The organism is Shewanella fidelis ATCC BAA-318 (assembly GCF_000518605.1).
Taxonomy (GTDB): Bacteria; Pseudomonadota; Gammaproteobacteria; order Enterobacterales; family Shewanellaceae; genus Shewanella; species Shewanella fidelis.
Map to the genome: position 1 here is coordinate 44,631 of NZ_JADX01000014.1, position 17,269 is coordinate 61,899.

Genomic DNA, 17,269 nt, shown 5'->3' on the forward strand with positions numbered 1-17,269 from the left:
AACTACCAACTTAGTTCTTGAAGTAAGGCGATGATATCTTTATGAACCTCTGCCATTGTTTGGCTAGCATCTACAATTTTAATCGAATCATCAGCATCTGCGAATTCAAGAAAAGTCGCTCGCGTACGATTAAAAAACGCTATTTCTTGGTTTTCAATTCTGTCTAGTTCACCGCGGCGAGCGGCGCGTTCAAGGCCCAATTTTGGCTCGATATCTAAATATAGGGTTAAGTCTGGTTTAAACCCTTTTAGCGTTGCATCACTTATCGCTGATACCAAAGGCATCAGTCCGCGACCGCCACCTTGATATGCCAATGAAGATAAATTGTGCCTGTCACCTAAGACCCAATCACCTTTAGCCAAAGCAGGCTTAATAACATTGGCAACTAACTGAGCTCTTGCTGCATAAAACAGTAAACATTCAGCTTCATCACACAGTGGATCGCTTTCATGTGCAACTTTAACTAAATCACGCATCTGTTCAGCTAGCGGCGTACCACCGGGCTCTCGAGTACAAACAGGTGCTTTACCTGTATGTTTTTCAATGAAGTCTCTTACCAAAGCGATTGCACTCGATTTACCTGCGCCTTCGAGCCCTTCAATAACAATAAATTTGCCGTTACTTGGTGTATTCGTATTCATCGATTTCTCTGATATTTATTCACTGCACGGTTATGTTCGTTTAGTGTTTTTGAAAAAACATGGCTGCCATCATTTCGTGAAACAAAATAAAAATAATCCACATCAGCTGGATGTGCTGCAGCCTGTAATGCCGCAAGACTTGGTGCAGCAATAGGTGTAGGCGGTAAGCCATTAATTCTATATGTATTAAATGCGGTTGTTTCTCGCAGATCTTTACGGGTGATATTGCCCTTATACCTATCACCCATACCGTAAATCACGGTTGGATCGGTTTGTAATCGCATGCCTTTACGTAAGCGATTGATAAATACTGCAGCAATCCACGGCCGTTCACTGGCTTTGCCTGTCTCTTTTTCGATAATAGAAGCTAAGATCAATAATTCATAAGCCGATTTTAACGGTAAACCTTGTTGCCTACCTTGCCACGCTTTATCTAACTCAAGCTGCATCTTTTTGTAGCTTTTATTCAGCAAAGCTCGTTCACTACTACCTGCAATATAATGGTAGGTATCGGGGAAAAACTTACCTTCCGGTAAGCCTGATTCATCACCGTTTTCACGAAGAACCTGAGCAAAAATATCTTCGCTCAGTGTGAGTCTAGGTTGTTGTTCCAGTACAAGCTGCCACTCTTTTACGGTTTGTCCTTCTAAAAGTGTGACTGCAAATGACTTTTCTTTGCCACTTATCACTTTCGCGAGCAAACTGTTTAGCGTATCAGTAGGCTCTAGTTCATAAAGACCAGAGCGAATTCCCGCAAGCTCAGGTTTTATCCGTACTAACCATTTAAGCTTCCAGCCGTCTTCAATTAGCTGCTCACTCTCTAACAAGCTAATGAACTGATTAAAGTTGGTGCCGCGCTTTACATCTAGCTCTTGAGCTTGAGTGATCTTTATCGGTGTATCCGCATAAGTCAGCAGCGTTTGATAACCCCAATAGCCAGCAACTGCTGCAAGGGTTAAAAGTGTAAATAATGTCGCGAACAATCCTATTATTGCTTTTTTCATAATGTCAGACTGAGCTGTTCTCTTACAGTAGATGTCAAAGGAGTACGGCTAAATTGTCGATTACCAATTGCCAGTACGTCAATCAGCCCAAATAGGCTATTGGTTAAAAAAACATGTTGAGCTTTATTCAACATATCGTAATGAAGATCAGAAACCTCAACTTTATATCCCAAATTAAGCAGTTGATAGATAACTTGTTCCCGCATCATACCCGCAACTCCGGCAAAACTAATCCGTGGCGTCATGATGGTTTTATCTATCACAAAAAACAGGTTAGCCATTGATGATTCGACAATATTATCGTCACAATCCAATACCAGCCAATCTTGGGCGCCCTTGGGTAAGCTAGCAGATTTTATCAACACTTGTTCTAAGCGGTTGCAGTGTTTTATACCCGCAAGTTTTGCTTGCTTACCAAGCTTTATGTCAGATAGCGCTAAGCAAATCCCCTGTTGTTGCCAGATTGCGTATTGCGCCGGCACTGCAGAAACCGAGACAATTTCACACACTTTTGGCAAATGGCAGGCGGCTTCAGAACTGACGCTTGAAACATGTTTTTGCGGCAATAACGCCAGATTATCTCTTGAAAAATCAACACCATAACCGCGACCACCAGCACCGCGAGTAATCAATAATTTAATACATGCATTGGGATTAGCTTGAGCTAGAGAGGATAACTGAAGTTTAAGGGCGTTAGACGGCAACCAGTTAATGCCCAATCGAAACGCACCTTGGGTAAGACGATCTAGATGAGCGGCCAAAAAAAGGATCTTGCCTTGGCTTACCCGCATAGTTGCAAACAAACCATCACCATAAGCTAAGCCCCGATCTAACGGGTTAACATTACCATCGGGTTGTCCATTTACCCACACTTGTGACATTAACTACCTTGATCCTTTTAATAAGCAACTCAAAAACTGACAAAAGTTATATGCAGATGCTCGCTCAACAAACTTACCGAAAAACCACGCTTCACAAAAACTGGGCGGCTTGCAACAGCCGCCCTTTAAAAAGCGAAACAGGTTTATTTAGCAAGTAAGTGCTGAATACGCGCTTTTAAGATATCAGTTGCGATTCGGTTTTTACCACCGCGTGGTACGATGATATCAGCGTATTGCTTTGATGGTTCAATAAACTGCAAGAACATAGGGCGAACGGTTTCAGTATACTGCTGCATTACTGATTCCATTGTTCTTCCTCGCTCTGCTACATCGCGAGCAAGACGACGCATAAAACAGATATCTAACGGCGTATCCATAAATACTGATGCATCCATCTCTTTACGAAGAGCAGGATCTGTCAATAACAAGATACCTTCCAAGATAATCACTTTTTTAGGGGTAAGGCTAACTGTTTCATCAGTACGTGTATGCTCTTTGTAGCTATAGACAGGCACATCAACGGCGTTACCAGCTTTTAACTCACGTAAATGGCTACATAACAGCTCATGATCCAATGCTTTTGGATGATCGTAGTTTGTCAGCACACGCTGATCCATCGACAAATGGCCTTGGTCACGGTAATAAGCATCTTCGGCAATCACACCAATTTGATCTGTACCTAGGTCACGACAAAGCTCTTCGTAAATCGTTTTAGCGATTAAACTTTTACCTGACGCCGACGCACCAGCAATACCAATTACAACACAATCTTTAGAATTCATTTAAAATAGACCTTATTCGTCATCAGACATGCTAATTGATACTTTAGGCTGTGCTTGACATAACGCAAGCTGTGCCCCGACCTTTCTAGCGATTTCACGATAAATACCAGCGACTTGACTAGACTCATCAGCCACAACTGTAGGCGCGCCCTTATCAACATCTTCACGAATATTAAGTTGTAGCGGTAGTTGTCCTAGCAGCGGAACATTGTAGCGAGTTGCCATTTTTTGACCACCTTCGGCACCGAATGGGTGATCTTTGTGACCACATTCAGGACAAAGATGGAAACTCATGTTCTCAACAATACCCAAAACTGGAATGTTCACTTTTTGGAACATGCTCACGCCTTTTTTGGCGTCAGCTAAAGCAATATCTTGCGGCGTTGTCACAATCACTGCACCACTAACTGGTACTTTTTGTGACAAAGTCAATTGAATGTCACCGGTTCCCGGTGGCATATCGATAACTAAGTAATCTAATTCAGGCCACTCTGTTTCAGTTAATAACTGTACTAAAGCTCCTGCAGCCATAGGGCCACGCCATACTGCGGCTTGATCGCCATCTAGCATAAAGCCAATTGATTGCGCTGCTATGCCGTGTGCAGGCGCAAACGTCATCATTTTGCCATCGGGTGATACAGGTTTGAAATCTTCAACACCTAACATCATAGGAATCGATGGGCCATAGATGTCCGCATCTAATATGCCAACACTGGCGCCTTCCGCCGCTAGGGCTAAGGCTAGGTTAACCGCTGTAGTTGATTTACCCACACCACCTTTACCTGAAGCAACCGCAATTACTTGCTTAATATTTGGTAATGGTTCAACTGCGCTAATCGCTGAAACCGTTTCTGGTTGAAAATCGATTTCGCACTCTACTTCATCGATTGCATCCAAAGTGGCTAATTCTTTAGTCACTGCCATTACGATATCACGGTACTGAGTTTGACACGGGTATGAGTAACATAAGCCTAGCTGCAGTCGCTTGCCTTCGATAGCAAGTTTGGTAACCATACCAGCACTTAGCAGACTCTTGTTTAAATATGTGTCTTGAAAAGTATCGAGAATCGCCAAAACTTGGCTAAGTAAAGCATCATCGAGATGATAATTTGGATGTGTTGAAGACAAAATGCTGACCCCCTAAATAAGATTTGCGCAATTGTACCAGATATTCTGGCAAACATTAGTCTAGATTTAGTCCACTTGTGCGAGCTTTTGATGAAACTATGCGGAGGATCGGTTAGTATCTATGCCATTCCAATTTGGTTCCCAGCGATTTTGAGAAAAGATGGCAAATTCACAACGTAAAATCTTAGTCACAAGTGCCCTTCCATATGCTAATGGTCCGATCCACTTAGGTCATATGCTTGAGTACATTCAAACCGATATCTGGTCACGCTTTCAGAAGCTTCGTGGTCACGAATGTCATTATATCTGTGCTGACGATGCTCACGGCACGCCGATCATGCTTAAAGCGCAACAATTGGGGATAACTCCAGAAGAGATGATCGCTCAAGTTCAAAAAGAACATGAGCAAGATTTTGCAGACTTCAATATCCAATTTGATAACTTTCACAGCACTCATAGTGAAGAAAACCGTCAATTAGCTAGCGATATTTATGTCAAGCTACGTGATAGCGGTTACATCAAAACCAAGACCATTTCGCAGCTATTCGACCCTGAAAAGTCGATGTTTTTGCCGGACCGCTTTGTAAAAGGCACTTGTCCTCGCTGTAAGTCTGAAGATCAATACGGTGATAACTGTGATAACTGTGGCGCTACTTACAGCACAACAGATCTTATCAACCCTAAGTCTGCCGTTTCAGGTGCTACGCCAGTAATGAAAGACACTGAGCACTTCTTCTTTGACCTGCCTGCATTTGAAGGCATGTTGAAAGAGTGGATAAACTCAGGTTCACTGCAGCAAGAAATGGCTAACAAACTAGGTGAATGGTTTGAACAAGGCCTACAGCAGTGGGATATTTCACGTGATGCCCCTTATTTTGGTTTTGAAATACCAGATGCACCGGGCAAATTCTTTTATGTATGGTTAGATGCACCTATCGGTTATATGGGTTCATTCAAAAATCTATGTGACAAGCGTGATGATCTCAACTTCGACGATTACTGGAGCAAAGATTCAACCGCAGAAGTTTATCACTTCATCGGTAAAGATATCGTTTACTTCCACAGCCTATTCTGGCCTGCAATGCTTGATGGTGCCGGTCTACGTAAGCCAACTAGCGTATATGCTCACGGCTATGTCACAGTAAACGGTGCTAAAATGTCGAAGTCTAAAGGTACTTTCATCAAGGCACGTACCTACCTAGATAACTTAGATCCTGAATATCTACGTTACTACTATGCCGCTAAACTAAGCAGCAGAATTGACGATTTAGATCTAAACCTTGAAGATTTTGCGCAACGAGTAAACTCTGATTTAGTCGGTAAGCTAGTCAACTTAGCATCGCGTACCGCAGGCTTTATCAGTAAACGTTTTGACGGTAAGTTAGCAAAAATTACAGATACCAGCTTAACTGACAGCTTTTTAGCAAAACAAGACACGATTGCAAACTTCTACGAAACCCGTGAATACGGTAAAGCCATGCGTGAAGTTATGACATTAGCCGACATTGCTAATGCCTATGTAGCCGATTCAGCTCCATGGCAATTAATTAAAGAAGATGACAAGCAAGAACAAGCGCATCAAGTTTGTAGTAATGCACTTAACCTATTCCGCATTCTAGTGACTTACTTAAAGCCTGTGTTACCTAAGCTTGCACAAGATGTAGAAGCCTTCTTACAGATGGAACTTAAGTGGGACAATCTTGATACTGACTTAGCTGGCCATGAAATTGCTAAATTCAAGGCGTTAATGCAACGTGTAGAAATGAAGAGCATCGAAGCGATTATTGAAGCTTCAACTGAAAACTTACAAGTTGCAGCTGAACCTGAAGTAAAAGCAGAAGTTAAATCTCCGTTAGAGCAAGATCCAATTAGCGATGAAATTAGCTTTGATGATTTCGCTAAAATCGATCTACGCATCGCACGTATTGCTAAAGCTGAACACGTTAAAGAAGCCAATAAGCTTTTACGTCTTGAGTTAGATTTAGGCGGTGAAACCAAACAAGTATTCGCTGGTATTAAGTCTGCTTACGCTCCTGAAGATCTAGAAGGCAAGTTAACTGTTATGGTAGCTAACCTTGCACCACGTCAAATGCGCTTTGGTGTATCAGAAGGCATGGTACTTGCAGCAGGCCCTGGCGGAAAAGATCTTTGGATCATGGAGCCACATGAAGGCGCTCAGCCTGGTATGAAAGTTAAATAAGCTTTTATACTTATCCCATTAACCAAAAAGCCGCTATTTAGCGGCTTTTTTATTAGATTAGGTAACCTCTAGCAAATCCCTAAACCGGATTCACGATATCAACAAAGTGATGCGTTAAGCCAAACTTATCAGCTAAGTGCTCGCCTAAAGCTTGAATACCATAAAGTTCTGTCGCGTGATGACCGGCAGCGTAGTACTGGATCCCTTGCTCTACCGCTAAATGATAGGTTCGCTCAGAGACTTCACCGCTAATAAAGGCATCAATTCCCATATTAGCAGCAATATCAATGTAATCCTGCGCTCCACCAGTACACCATGCAACGCTTGAAACCAGTGCATTTTCATCGCCTAAATGCTGACAGCGACGATTTAGCTTTTGCGATATATGCTCATTGAATGCACTTGCTGTTATAGGCTCTGCCAATTTACCACGCCAAATTAATCCTTGCGCCACCCCTTCAATCACTTCGGCTTCAACAATATTAAGCACTTTCGCAAGTTGTGCATTGTTACCAACCACAGGGTGAGCATCGAGTGGCAAGTGATAGCCCATCAGGTTTATGTCATTAACCAATAACGCCTTAATGCGCTTTTGTTTCATACCAACAATGATTTCCGGCTCACTTTTCCAGAAAAAGCCGTGATGAACTAAAATAGCGTCGGCATTCAGTTCAATGGCGGCATCGATTAATGCCTGACAGGCGGTTACGCCAGTCACAATAGTGTTGATCTCTGAGCTACCTTCAACTTGTAAACCGTTAGGAGCATAATCTTTAAAATTTGATACCTGTAAAAAATCTGCCAAATATTGGCTCAGTTCAGTCCGCGTCATAAATCCGCCAAAAATAGCAAAAAATCTATTTTAACCTATTGTTAGTATAAATAGACAGTTAAGGCTTTAGCTGTTCGAGTCTTTGAAGAGTTGTCAATCTGTGTGTTTTTAGAGCAGCTTTTAACAAGAAATGCCAAAAACATCATAGAAATACAGCCAAATACGGCTAAAATTGGACTTTACAGTACTTTAAACGATAAAATCGGTATAAACCTTCAAGTACACACAAAAATAAACAGGTTATTATTATGTCTAAACTGACCAAAGAAGAAGTTATCAGCTCACTTGAGGCTGCGTTGACTGCCCGTGATGGCCAAGCTGTTAAAATTGAACAGAAAGGTAGCTGGTACAAAATCGATGGCGGTAAATCTTTACGCTTTAGTGATTTAGAAGCGATGTTAGCCGAAGTTGGTGGTGCAACTGCACCTGTTGAAGCTAAAACAGAGAAAAAAGCAGCAGCGAAACCTGCCGCTAAGAAAGCGCCTGCTAAAAAAGCGGTTAAAACAGATAAGCCAGCAGCTAAAAACGGTGGTAAAACACCTAAAGAGCTATGGCGTGAAAAGCTGGCAGGTAAAGGACAATTACCTCGCGGTTTCTAAACTCGATTAATGATGCCTTTATAAATAGCGAACGCTAATCAAAAAAGGCTCATGAACTTAATCAATAAAAAACTCCGTTACTAACATAACGGAGTTTTTTATTGTTTTATTTTAATGAGCACTGATTGGTATTAAAGGCCTAATGCATAGACGCTTGTAGTACCACTCACCTCATTACCAATAATCAATATTGGCTCACCTGTTGGACTGTCACTCGCTGCAACAAACTTCATCCCTTCGGGTCCTAAATCCCCCGCTAGGCTTGCGTCACCTGTAACCTCACCATTATCTGTGTTTATCTCAAAGTCAGCGTTAAAATCACGGTTCACAATGTAATCCACAAAACTCACATCAAAGGGGTTGCTGATATCATAGATCATAAAGCCACCATTACGTTCAAGTCCGATAAAGGCATAAGTCACATCACCGATTTGCCCGATGGCCAACGCCTCTGGCTCACCCGCTTTATCATCACTTCGACTATCGCCTTTGTTTTCATCATTATTGTTATTAAAGTTATCGCCTAAAATCGCTGCAGTTATACGCGAAAAATCCGATCCAGAGTCAAACACTTGATTACCGTTACCATCCCAGATTGAAAACGAGCGCGCACCGTAACTCACGATCTGATCGAAATCACCGTCATTATCTGTATCCCCTAAGCTTGTGGTCACTTTTAATCGACCTAGTTGAGTTTTATCTTGTGCAGCAGCAAGCTGAGGATGCATCGGATCTAAAGCTAAATCATCAGCCCGAGCTTCTTCAGAAAAACCAGCATAGTCTCGTGCATCACCTTCATTGGCAGTCACAATAAAATTAGCGCCTTGCCACTGATAACTTTGAATCGTGTCTGGCTGATACATGCCGTAAACACCTTGATACGCGACAAAGTTAACTCGGCCGTCTTTATCACTAGCATCAATTTTATTCGTTTCTAACCCATAGTGTTTAAGCCCTAGGGGCAATAGTTGTTCAATACGCTTATCAACTAGATTAATGACTGCAATGGCATTGTTTTCCTGTAATGAGACAAAGGCTTTGCGACTATCTTCACTCACAGCGATGTACTCGGGCTCAAGATCTTGCGCAACCGTTGCCCCAGGGCCATTAAGCTTGATCATCGGGCTCAATTCAGCCTCACGCGAGGCACCAAGATTAAACTCTTTGAAATCAATTAAAATAGCCTGAGTTGCTGGAACACCATCAACTATTTCAATAACTGATATGCTACCTTCTGGATCAACATCATAGGCCGAGTTTGGCTCTCCTTCATTAGCAACCAGCAGAAGGCTGCCATCACGGTTAAACACCACATTATCAGGCAAGGCACCAACCTCAGCATGACTGATAAACGTTGCCTCACCACTGTTATCTAATTGATAGAATGCGACATATCCGTTGCCCTGCTTACTATTTCCCGCGACATCACCACGTTCAATAGCCACTGCAAGTAAATCTTGGTAAATGCTTATGCTGTTAACACCACCTAATCTTTCAAGACCAAGATAACCACTCACGTCAACTTCATGTAATTTATTGATATTGTTTAACGCTAATGCTCCGGAGCCTGTTACTACATCGTCAATCAGCAAACTAGAACCGTCTAACACATCCACTTTGCCACTTTGAGCATTAACCACAAATATACGTTGTGATTTAGCGTGAAAATCGACAATCTCAGCAGCACTTAAACCGTAAATGCCACTTTGGAAACGACCAATTAATTGCGCAGTTAACTTATTTTTGGCTTGGTTACAAAGGTACTGAGTTTGCGCTGCGTCAATTTCATTGTCATCCAAACTTCCATTGGCATTGATATCAACCCCTGTAACAATCATTTTTCCGCCTAAAGGGCATTGTTCATGACCAATAGCAAGTGATGAAATCGCGACAAGTGAATTACTGCCATCTTTACCTGCAGCGCCATTGTCACCATCATCAGCGCACGCAGTTAACCAACATGCACCAACAAATAACGGTACTAATTTAAATTGCTTGTTCATTATTATTCCCTTATTAAATACGGGCTAAATCATCTTATTTTTAAGATACTGGAAAGCCGGTGATTTTCGCGCCCACCAACCTATGGCGAATTAACGACAGTAAGATGACAACAACAAGACATTTAGGTGACAGGATAGGATTAATAATCGCCAAATTTATTTACTTACAAATTGATGCTTTTTTGCTGTTAAAAAGTGCTCGCTTATGATTGAAAATCTAGTTTAAAACGCTACTATGGAACCGTGCAATTAGCAGTATTATGTATGCCGCCTTTATCGGCTTAATACATTTAACCAACAATATAACCACCCATAGCGTTAACACCGAAAAGCCACTCTATTGAGGCTGGCGAATAAAATTTCAGATAACCCGATTCATTCCGAATTAACACATAAATAGCTAACAAAAATGCTCTTTTAGACTCACTACATTGAGGTAACGTTGAATAATCCATCAGTGAAAACTAATCAAAAATACCCTTTTGGCGCTAGTTTAGCCTTGTTGATCCCAATGCTTTCAGCAATTATTGCTATCACACCACTCGCCATAGATATGTATTTGCCTGCTATGGCAACATTAGCAGTCAGCTTTGATACTGATATCACGTTAGTGCAGCAATCCTTGAGTCTTTATTTAGCTGGTTACGCTATTGGCATGTTATGTTTTGGCCCGCTTGCTGATAGATTTGGCCGTAAAAAACTCGTCATTATCGGTCTTTTCGGCTTCATGCTTTCAAGCCTAGGCTTAGCATTTGTCACCAGTATCGAGAGCTTTTTAGCATTGCGGTTTGTGCAAGCATTTATCGGTGCTGCAGCAACCGTTGTGGTTCCCGGCTATATCAAAGAGCTCTATGGTGAAAACACTGCCAAAGGGATGTCTTATGTTAGTTTAATCATGATGTTAGCGCCTCTTATCGCCCCTAGCATTGGGAGTTTGATCTTAGAGTTAGGTGACTGGCACCTTATTTTCTTTATCTTAGCTTTCTATGCACTGACTCTATTGCTGTTAGTGAGTCTTAAGTTAAAAATGCCCAGCGATAAAGACAAAAGTAATCGCAGCACTCAAAGCTTTTTTGGCGCTTATGCAACAGTATTGACCAAAAAGGGGGTAAAACTGAATTTAGCCAGTGGCGTACTCACCTCGTTTGCTTTCTTTTGTTATTTAACCGCCTCTCCATTTGTCTATATGGAAGTGTTTCAATTAGATAAGTCATTGTTTGCAATTTTATTTAGTACTAACGTCGGTGCCTTAATGGTGGCAAATGTTATCAATAGCAGAATTGTTGGTCGTTATGGCTCAAAACGCATGCTAAAAATGGCAACATTCTTTGGCTCTATTGCTGGTATTGGCCTATTAGCAGTAAACCTACTCGACTTAAATTATCAATTTACTGTTGCTATGCTTCTGCCGCTAATGGCTTGTTTAGGTGTCATGTCTGTTAACGCCGATGCCATCGTACTAATGAAATTTCAAAAAGAAACCGGCACAGCCACGGCGGTCATTGGTACTCTGCGCTTTGGTTTTGGCGCGTTAGCTGGTCCTTTATTGGCATTGTTTTACACTGGTACCGCTGTGCCCTTTTCAGCCTTAATGCTAGCTGCAGTAATATTGGTAGGTTTATGCCAATTCTTTTGTCGTCACCAACCCGCAAACTGCGGCGAAGAAAACTAAAATGACTAGGGCTTGGGATGATTAACAATCGCATCCCTTCCCCTTTATTTAGCTTTAGAATTGACCAGGATTTCTTTAACTCCCCCCACCATTTCTCCTCATCTGGTTATCTACAATGCAACACTCTAGATTTAGCCTATAAGCATCTTTAACTCATTTTATGCACACAGTGTTGTTTTTATGGACTATTTGCTAGTCAATAATGAAAATTCTTCATTCAGAACAGTTTTTGCTCTAAAGCTCTTGAAATCAGGCTCGGTTTTTATATGATGAAAATACATTCAGTTTGAGTGTTTGCCGAACAATATTTTGTAAAAGATAACTTTTCCCAAGATTATTCTGGCATTTCGTGAGCGAAGATTACCGTCTTAGCTTAATTTTTAGAGCGATTACCGTCGCTGTATCAAGATACTGCATACGTCGCGGTAACTTATGAGGAAATACTATGGAGAAGCTATCAGGCGCCAGTATGGTTGTCCGTTCTCTTATTGATGAAGGTGTAAAACATATTTTCGGTTATCCAGGCGGCTCCGTGCTGGATATCTACGACGCCCTACACGAAAAATCCAACATTGAACATATCCTAGTTCGCCATGAACAAGCCGCCGTGCATATGGCTGATGGCTATGCCCGTGCAACAGGCGAAGTTGGTGTTGTACTCGTTACCTCAGGCCCTGGTGCAACCAATACCATCACAGGTATTGCGACCGCCTATATGGATTCGATTCCTTTAGTAGTGATCTCAGGTCAGGTGCCAAGCAGCCTTATCGGTAATGATGCATTCCAAGAGTGCGATATGATCGGTATTTCGCGACCAGTGGTTAAACATAGTTTTTTAGTCACAGATCCTAGAGATATTCCTGCTATCTTAAAAAAAGCATTTTATATCGCCTCAAGTGGCCGCCCTGGTCCAGTTGTCATCGATATTCCGAAAGATTGCATGAATCCTGCCGTGCTATATGATTACCAGTACCCAGAAGACATTAGCATGCGCTCTTACAATCCAACAACGTCAGGCCATAAAGGCCAAATTCGACGTGGTTTGCAAGCATTGTTGAATGCTAAAAAGCCGGTGCTTTATGTTGGTGGTGGCGCAGTAATTTCTGGCTGTGATGCCCAGATTTTAGCGTTATCTGAAAAATTGCAAATTCCAGTGGTTAGTACACTAATGGGCTTAGGTGCATTTCCGGGTACCCATAAAAACAGCGTCGGTATGTTAGGTATGCACGGCTGCTATGAAGCCAACATGACTATGCATAACAGTGACTTAATTTTTGGTATTGGTGTTCGGTTCGATGACCGTACCACCAATAATGTTGAAAAGTACTGCCCAAATGCAAAAATCCTGCATATCGATATTGACCCGTCATCTATCTCAAAAACCATCCGCGTTGATATTCCAATCGTGGGCTCTGCAGAGAAAATCCTCGATGATATGCTGGCACAAATTGAAGCCAATGATTACACAATTAATGATCCTGCAGCCAATGACCAATGGTGGAGTGATATCGCCACTTGGCGTGCAGTAGATAGTCTAAAATATTCAACCAATGATAAAAAAATTAAACCGCAGCAAGTCATTGAAGCGGTTCATAAACTCACCAACGGTGATGCTTATGTTGCCTCAGATGTTGGCCAACACCAAATGTTTGCCGCACTTTATTATCCGTTTAATAAACCCCGCCGCTGGATAAACTCTGGCGGTCTGGGCACCATGGGATTTGGTTTACCTGCCGCCTTAGGGGTAAAACTAGCTATGCCTGAAGAGACTGTTATTTGTGTCACGGGCGATGGTTCTATCCAAATGAATATTCAGGAGCTTTCAACGGCACTGCAATACGATATTCCAGTGATTATTATCAATCTTAATAATCACTTCTTAGGCATGGTTAAACAGTGGCAAGATATGATTTACGCAGGACGTCATTCACAATCTTATATGGATTCTGTGCCAGATTTTGCCAAGATCTCTGAAGCCTACGGCCATATAGGTATGACGATTAGTAATCCTGCTGAGCTAGAAGAAGGTCTTCAAAAAGCCTTGAGCATGAAAGATAGACTGGTATTTATGGACATCCATGTTGATGAAACAGAGCACGTGCACCCGATGCAGATCCGCGGCGGTGCGATGAATGAAATGTGGCTCAGCAAAACGGAGAAAAGCTAATGCGTCGTATTATTTCGGTATTACTTGAAAACCAACCCGGCGCACTTTCACGAGTTGTAGGGCTATTTTCCCAACGTGGTTATAACATCGAAACCTTAACCGTTGCGCCAACTGAAGATAAAACACTGTCTCGCTTAACCATTACAGTTAATGCAGATGAATATGTATTAGAACAAATCGAAAAACAGCTACATAAGCTCATCGATGTCCTTAAAGTATCTAATATTACCGAGTCTGCTCATGTTGAACGTGAATTAGCGCTGATAAAGGTAAAAGCACAAGGTGAAAATCGCGAAGAGGTTAAGCGCTTGGCTGATATCTTCCGCGGTCAAATTGTAGATGTTACCCAAAAACTCTATACAGTGCAGCTTATTGGCACCAGTGACAAACTTGATGCTTGTATTGCAGCACTCGCTGATTTTACTAAAGTAGTTGAGATTTCCCGTTCAGGAGTGGTTGGCCTAGCCCGCGGTGAAAAAGCCATGAAAGCTTAAGTTTTAATGGATTAGCCAGATAGTAAAAGGGAGCCATAAGGCTCCCTTTTCAATTCTTAGCTATTAATGATTGAATATCGTATTAATGCTGGTCTTATTCACCATCAATTAGGCGCGCATTACCAATTTCAATTTTTCTTGGTTTCATCGCCTCAGGGATCTCACGCTTAAGATCGATATTCAATAAACCATTTTCTAGGTTAGCACCGATAACGGTAACATAATCTGCTAACTGGAAGGTTCTCTCAAAGCCGCGCTCAGCAATACCTTGGTAAAGATATTTACGCTCTTCTTTCTCTTCCGCTTTAATGCCCTTTACTAATAACTTATCACCTTCACTGGTAATATCGAGCTCTTCCATCGAAAAGCCAGCTACAGCCATGGTAATACGGTAGCGATGTTCATTAATTAATTCGATATTATACGGAGGGTAACCTGAGTTACCTTTATTAGACGCCGCATGCTCAGCAAGTTGTGCTAAACGGTCAAAACCAATTGCGCTGCGGTATAGTGGAGTTAAGTCGTAATTTCTCATGGGTATATCCTTGTATTAAGCAATATATTAATTGTATTTGGCCGACCTATGTCGCACCGATAATCAAGCGTCAGTTGACGCTTTCCATCTAAATAATGCCCCGTAGGCGCAGTATTCAGCATTGTTGTCAGGCCCTCATTGAGCGACCTTAATAACTATATGCGGATGGTGTAATTGCTTTTCAAGGGAATAAATAAAAAAATTTGTTTTTTATTAAACAATACCAATCTATACAACGACTTCTTGTAGAGTGAAACACCAATAAATAAAAAAATCCAGTACTTACAAAGGTAAGCACTGGATTTATCGAACTTTATAATCTTGTAGATAACCTACTCTTTAGATAAAGGTTAGCCTGTTAAGATTGTTCAGATTGACTAATTAGCTGGCTTAGCACAGCTGTCAACTTCAGCACCACCACGGAAGAATTTCGGATGACCGCCATTAGCCGGTGCGTAATCAGCAACCTTAATAGTTGGGTTCTTTTCGAAATATTCACGAAGTACTGAAGCGTCGCTACGTTGAGTGTCAATATAGTTAGCGTGTGCAGTCACGACTGGATAATCATCGCCACCTTTAGCACTGAAGTTAATCAATGAGAAAGTGTAGTTATCATCTAGCTTAAATTCGCGGCCACCAAGAGAAGCGATTTGAACGATATCTGCAGATGTTGCATCTGGATTAATTTCCACAGCATCACAAGTCACATTCATTTCCATTGGATATAGCTGAGGCATACCACCACCAGTTTTAACCGCAACATTTGCTAGATAATCTTGAACTTCAGCGCCTGTCATGGTTACAAATGCAACATCGTTAGCAAATGGCTGTACGGTTAATACATCACGGTATGAAATAGTCCCTTCCGCGATAGAATCACGAATACCACCTGAGTTCATCACACCAAAGTCAACTGTTGGCTCAAAGTTAGCTGTAACCCAATCAGCATAGGCGCGAGTGAGTAACTGGCCTAGGTTGGTTTGCTGTGCGCGTACCACATTACGATCACCTTCAAGTTTACCGTCTGTGCTTGAAATATCCACATCAAGTAGCTCTTGACCTAGATCTTGGTAGTGCTGCAAAGCATCAACAACTAATTGGTCTTGTTCGATCTCTTCAGTAATGAAAACAAGTTCTTCATTTTCATTTTCTTCTTTAAGGTTGATTGGGATTAACTTGTAGCTCGCTAACGATAGCTCACCATTGATGTATTCAAAGTCAGCACGGCCTACATACTTGCCCCATTCATGAGCTTGCATAATGTAAGTACCGTTTTGCTGATCAGGCTTACATTCATCGCCTGGTTTGAAGTCTGCGTAGCCATCACCTTCCATACAAACTGGGTTTTGTGAATGACCGCCAATGATAGCTTGTAGCTTACCATCAAACTTTGTTCCCTCTAGCGAGCGAGCAAGTTTAACATCACCAGGCGCCTCAGTACCATGCTGACCGTTTGCGTAGTGGCCCATGTGTGTCAGTGCAAACACCATGTCAACTTCTTCATTGGCTTCAATTTCAGCCATTACATTTTGCAGCTCAACTTTAGGATCAGTAAAGTGCAGGCTTGCCACGTTGTCAGGGCTCACAACTTTTGGTGTGTCAACTGTAGTAAAGCCGATAATCGCAACCTGTAGACCATTGATTTCGAACACTCGGTATGGCTCAAAATAACGCTCTTCAGTTGGATTACCTTCACTGTCTTTTTTATAGATGTTAGCCGCTAACATTGGGAATTTAGCAATGTTAGCTTGCATATCAAGAACAGTTAACGGGTTGTCAAACTCATGGTTACCCACAGCCATCGCATCGTAACCCAATAAACCCATACCAATAAAATCTGGTACAGCATCTTGCATATCAGACTCAGGAACACCAGTGTTGATATCACCGCCAGAAAGTAAAATCGAATCACCACCAGCACGCTCGACTTCATCACGAATAGTATCAATTGCGGTTTTACGCGCAGCCATACCGTATTCGCCATCTTTGTTATGCCAGAAGCGACCATGGTTGTCGTTCGTATGAATTACCGTAAAGATTGTACAAGCTTCACCAGCATCGGCACAGGCTTTAGATACGTAGCTATGGTTATCGTCATTGTCACTACCACAGGCCGTTAGTGCGCCCAAAACTGCTGTAGCAACGAGTCCTTTTAACAAAGTCTTTTTCATTACAATCAACCCCTTGATTATTTGTTTTTGTATTTCTAGTTATCTTGCTCAAGCATTTATGCTTTAAGTCAGCGGACATACTAGCAAAGCTTAGGGGTAAACTGTGTCACATTTATTACATCACGTGATCTAACCGACTCTTTTATAAACAATTTTCACA

The 17,269-nt window shown here is 41.8% G+C and carries 14 protein-coding genes; 5 read left to right on the forward strand and 9 right to left on the reverse strand.

All coding sequences use genetic code 11. The features are described 5' to 3' along the window. Window positions 1-2 precede the first annotated feature (2 nt). The 5 genes from tmk to apbC all read right to left on the reverse strand — a co-directional run bounded on the left by tmk (window position 3) and on the right by apbC (window position 4,436). Window positions 3-641 carry a dTMP kinase gene (tmk, locus tag L884_RS0107365; protein WP_028766888.1) on the reverse strand — a complete coding sequence of 213 codons (639 nt, stop codon included), beginning with the start codon at window positions 639-641 and terminating at the stop codon, window positions 3-5. After that, window positions 638-1,645, reverse strand: a complete 1,008-nt coding sequence (mltG, locus tag L884_RS0107370) for an endolytic transglycosylase MltG (protein WP_028766889.1) — start codon at window positions 1,643-1,645, stop codon at window positions 638-640. Before mltG ends, tmk begins: the two co-directional genes overlap by 4 nt. Further along, entirely contained in the window at window positions 1,642-2,526 is an 885-nt protein-coding gene (pabC, locus tag L884_RS0107375) for an aminodeoxychorismate lyase (protein ID WP_028766890.1), read from the reverse strand. Before pabC ends, mltG begins: the two co-directional genes overlap by 4 nt. 143 nt (window positions 2,527-2,669) lie before the next feature. Then, window positions 2,670-3,308, reverse strand: coding sequence for a uridine kinase (udk, locus tag L884_RS0107380; RefSeq protein ID WP_028766891.1), 639 nt, complete (start codon window positions 3,306-3,308; stop codon window positions 2,670-2,672). Window positions 3,309-3,320: 12 nt separating this feature from the next. Further along, window positions 3,321-4,436 carry an iron-sulfur cluster carrier protein ApbC gene (apbC, locus tag L884_RS0107385; RefSeq protein WP_028766892.1) on the reverse strand — a complete coding sequence of 372 codons (1,116 nt, stop codon included), beginning with the start codon at window positions 4,434-4,436 and terminating at the stop codon, window positions 3,321-3,323. Between the two features lie 160 nt (window positions 4,437-4,596). On the opposite strand from apbC, the gene metG reads away from it, so the two are divergent. Next, a complete protein-coding gene (gene metG / locus L884_RS0107390; RefSeq protein WP_028766893.1) occupies window positions 4,597-6,636 on the forward strand; it encodes a methionine--tRNA ligase in 2,040 nt (679 codons plus the stop codon). Window positions 6,637-6,715: 79 nt separating this feature from the next. Here metG and L884_RS0107395 read toward each other — a convergent pair whose 3' ends face one another. After that, window positions 6,716-7,468: a Nif3-like dinuclear metal center hexameric protein gene (locus tag L884_RS0107395; protein WP_028766894.1), complete on the reverse strand. Its 753-nt coding sequence runs from the start codon at window positions 7,466-7,468 to the stop codon at window positions 6,716-6,718. 248 nt (window positions 7,469-7,716) lie between these two features. Here L884_RS0107395 and L884_RS0107400 point away from each other — a divergent pair, with 248 nt between their 5' ends. Next, window positions 7,717-8,067 (forward strand): hypothetical protein, encoded by a 351-nt coding sequence (locus L884_RS0107400; RefSeq protein ID WP_028766895.1) that lies wholly within the window; start codon window positions 7,717-7,719, stop codon window positions 8,065-8,067. A 131-nt stretch (window positions 8,068-8,198) separates the two neighbouring features. Here L884_RS0107400 and L884_RS0107405 read toward each other — a convergent pair whose 3' ends face one another. Continuing rightward, window positions 8,199-10,073: a choice-of-anchor I family protein gene (locus L884_RS0107405; RefSeq protein ID WP_425423477.1), complete on the reverse strand. Its 1,875-nt coding sequence runs from the start codon at window positions 10,071-10,073 to the stop codon at window positions 8,199-8,201. Between the two features lie 439 nt (window positions 10,074-10,512). Here L884_RS0107405 and L884_RS0107410 point away from each other — a divergent pair, with 439 nt between their 5' ends. The 3 genes from L884_RS0107410 (at window position 10,513) to ilvN (ending at window position 14,403) form a co-directional block, all read left to right on the forward strand. Further along, window positions 10,513-11,742 (forward strand): multidrug effflux MFS transporter, encoded by a 1,230-nt coding sequence (locus tag L884_RS0107410; protein WP_037410557.1) that lies wholly within the window; start codon window positions 10,513-10,515, stop codon window positions 11,740-11,742. A 445-nt stretch (window positions 11,743-12,187) separates the two neighbouring features. After that, window positions 12,188-13,909, forward strand: a complete 1,722-nt coding sequence (locus L884_RS0107415) for an acetolactate synthase 3 large subunit (RefSeq protein ID WP_028766898.1) — start codon at window positions 12,188-12,190, stop codon at window positions 13,907-13,909. Then, complete coding sequence (gene ilvN / locus L884_RS0107420; protein WP_028766899.1) at window positions 13,909-14,403, forward strand: acetolactate synthase small subunit; 495 nt, start codon at window positions 13,909-13,911, stop codon at window positions 14,401-14,403. The genes L884_RS0107415 and ilvN overlap by 1 nt, the downstream gene beginning before the upstream one ends. Before the next feature lie 94 nt (window positions 14,404-14,497). Here ilvN and L884_RS0107425 read toward each other — a convergent pair whose 3' ends face one another. Then, a complete protein-coding gene (locus L884_RS0107425; protein WP_028766900.1) occupies window positions 14,498-14,938 on the reverse strand; it encodes an Hsp20 family protein in 441 nt (146 codons plus the stop codon). Between the two features lie 377 nt (window positions 14,939-15,315). After that, entirely contained in the window at window positions 15,316-17,109 is a 1,794-nt protein-coding gene (ushA, locus tag L884_RS0107430; protein ID WP_028766901.1) for a bifunctional UDP-sugar hydrolase/5'-nucleotidase UshA, read from the reverse strand. Window positions 17,110-17,269 lie beyond the last annotated feature (160 nt).

What these genes read in the sequence shown, in the direction of transcription:
- L884_RS0107400 (WP_028766895.1), top strand. Translation starts at nt 7,717, where the DNA reads ATGTCTAAACTGACCAAAGAAGAAGTTATCAGCTCACTTGAGGCTGCG.
- ushA (WP_028766901.1), bottom strand. Translation starts at nt 17,109, where the DNA reads ATGAAAAAGACTTTGTTAAAAGGACTCGTTGCTACAGCAGTTTTGGGC.
- tmk (WP_028766888.1), bottom strand. Translation starts at nt 641, where the DNA reads ATGAATACGAATACACCAAGTAACGGCAAATTTATTGTTATTGAAGGG.
- L884_RS0107415 (WP_028766898.1), top strand. Translation starts at nt 12,188, where the DNA reads ATGGAGAAGCTATCAGGCGCCAGTATGGTTGTCCGTTCTCTTATTGAT.
- pabC (WP_028766890.1), bottom strand. Translation starts at nt 2,526, where the DNA reads ATGTCACAAGTGTGGGTAAATGGACAACCCGATGGTAATGTTAACCCG.
- mltG (WP_028766889.1), bottom strand. Translation starts at nt 1,645, where the DNA reads ATGAAAAAAGCAATAATAGGATTGTTCGCGACATTATTTACACTTTTA.
- L884_RS0107395 (WP_028766894.1), bottom strand. Translation starts at nt 7,468, where the DNA reads ATGACGCGGACTGAACTGAGCCAATATTTGGCAGATTTTTTACAGGTA.
- udk (WP_028766891.1), bottom strand. Translation starts at nt 3,308, where the DNA reads ATGAATTCTAAAGATTGTGTTGTAATTGGTATTGCTGGTGCGTCGGCG.
- ilvN (WP_028766899.1), top strand. Translation starts at nt 13,909, where the DNA reads ATGCGTCGTATTATTTCGGTATTACTTGAAAACCAACCCGGCGCACTT.
- L884_RS0107425 (WP_028766900.1), bottom strand. Translation starts at nt 14,938, where the DNA reads ATGAGAAATTACGACTTAACTCCACTATACCGCAGCGCAATTGGTTTT.
- metG (WP_028766893.1), top strand. Translation starts at nt 4,597, where the DNA reads ATGGCAAATTCACAACGTAAAATCTTAGTCACAAGTGCCCTTCCATAT.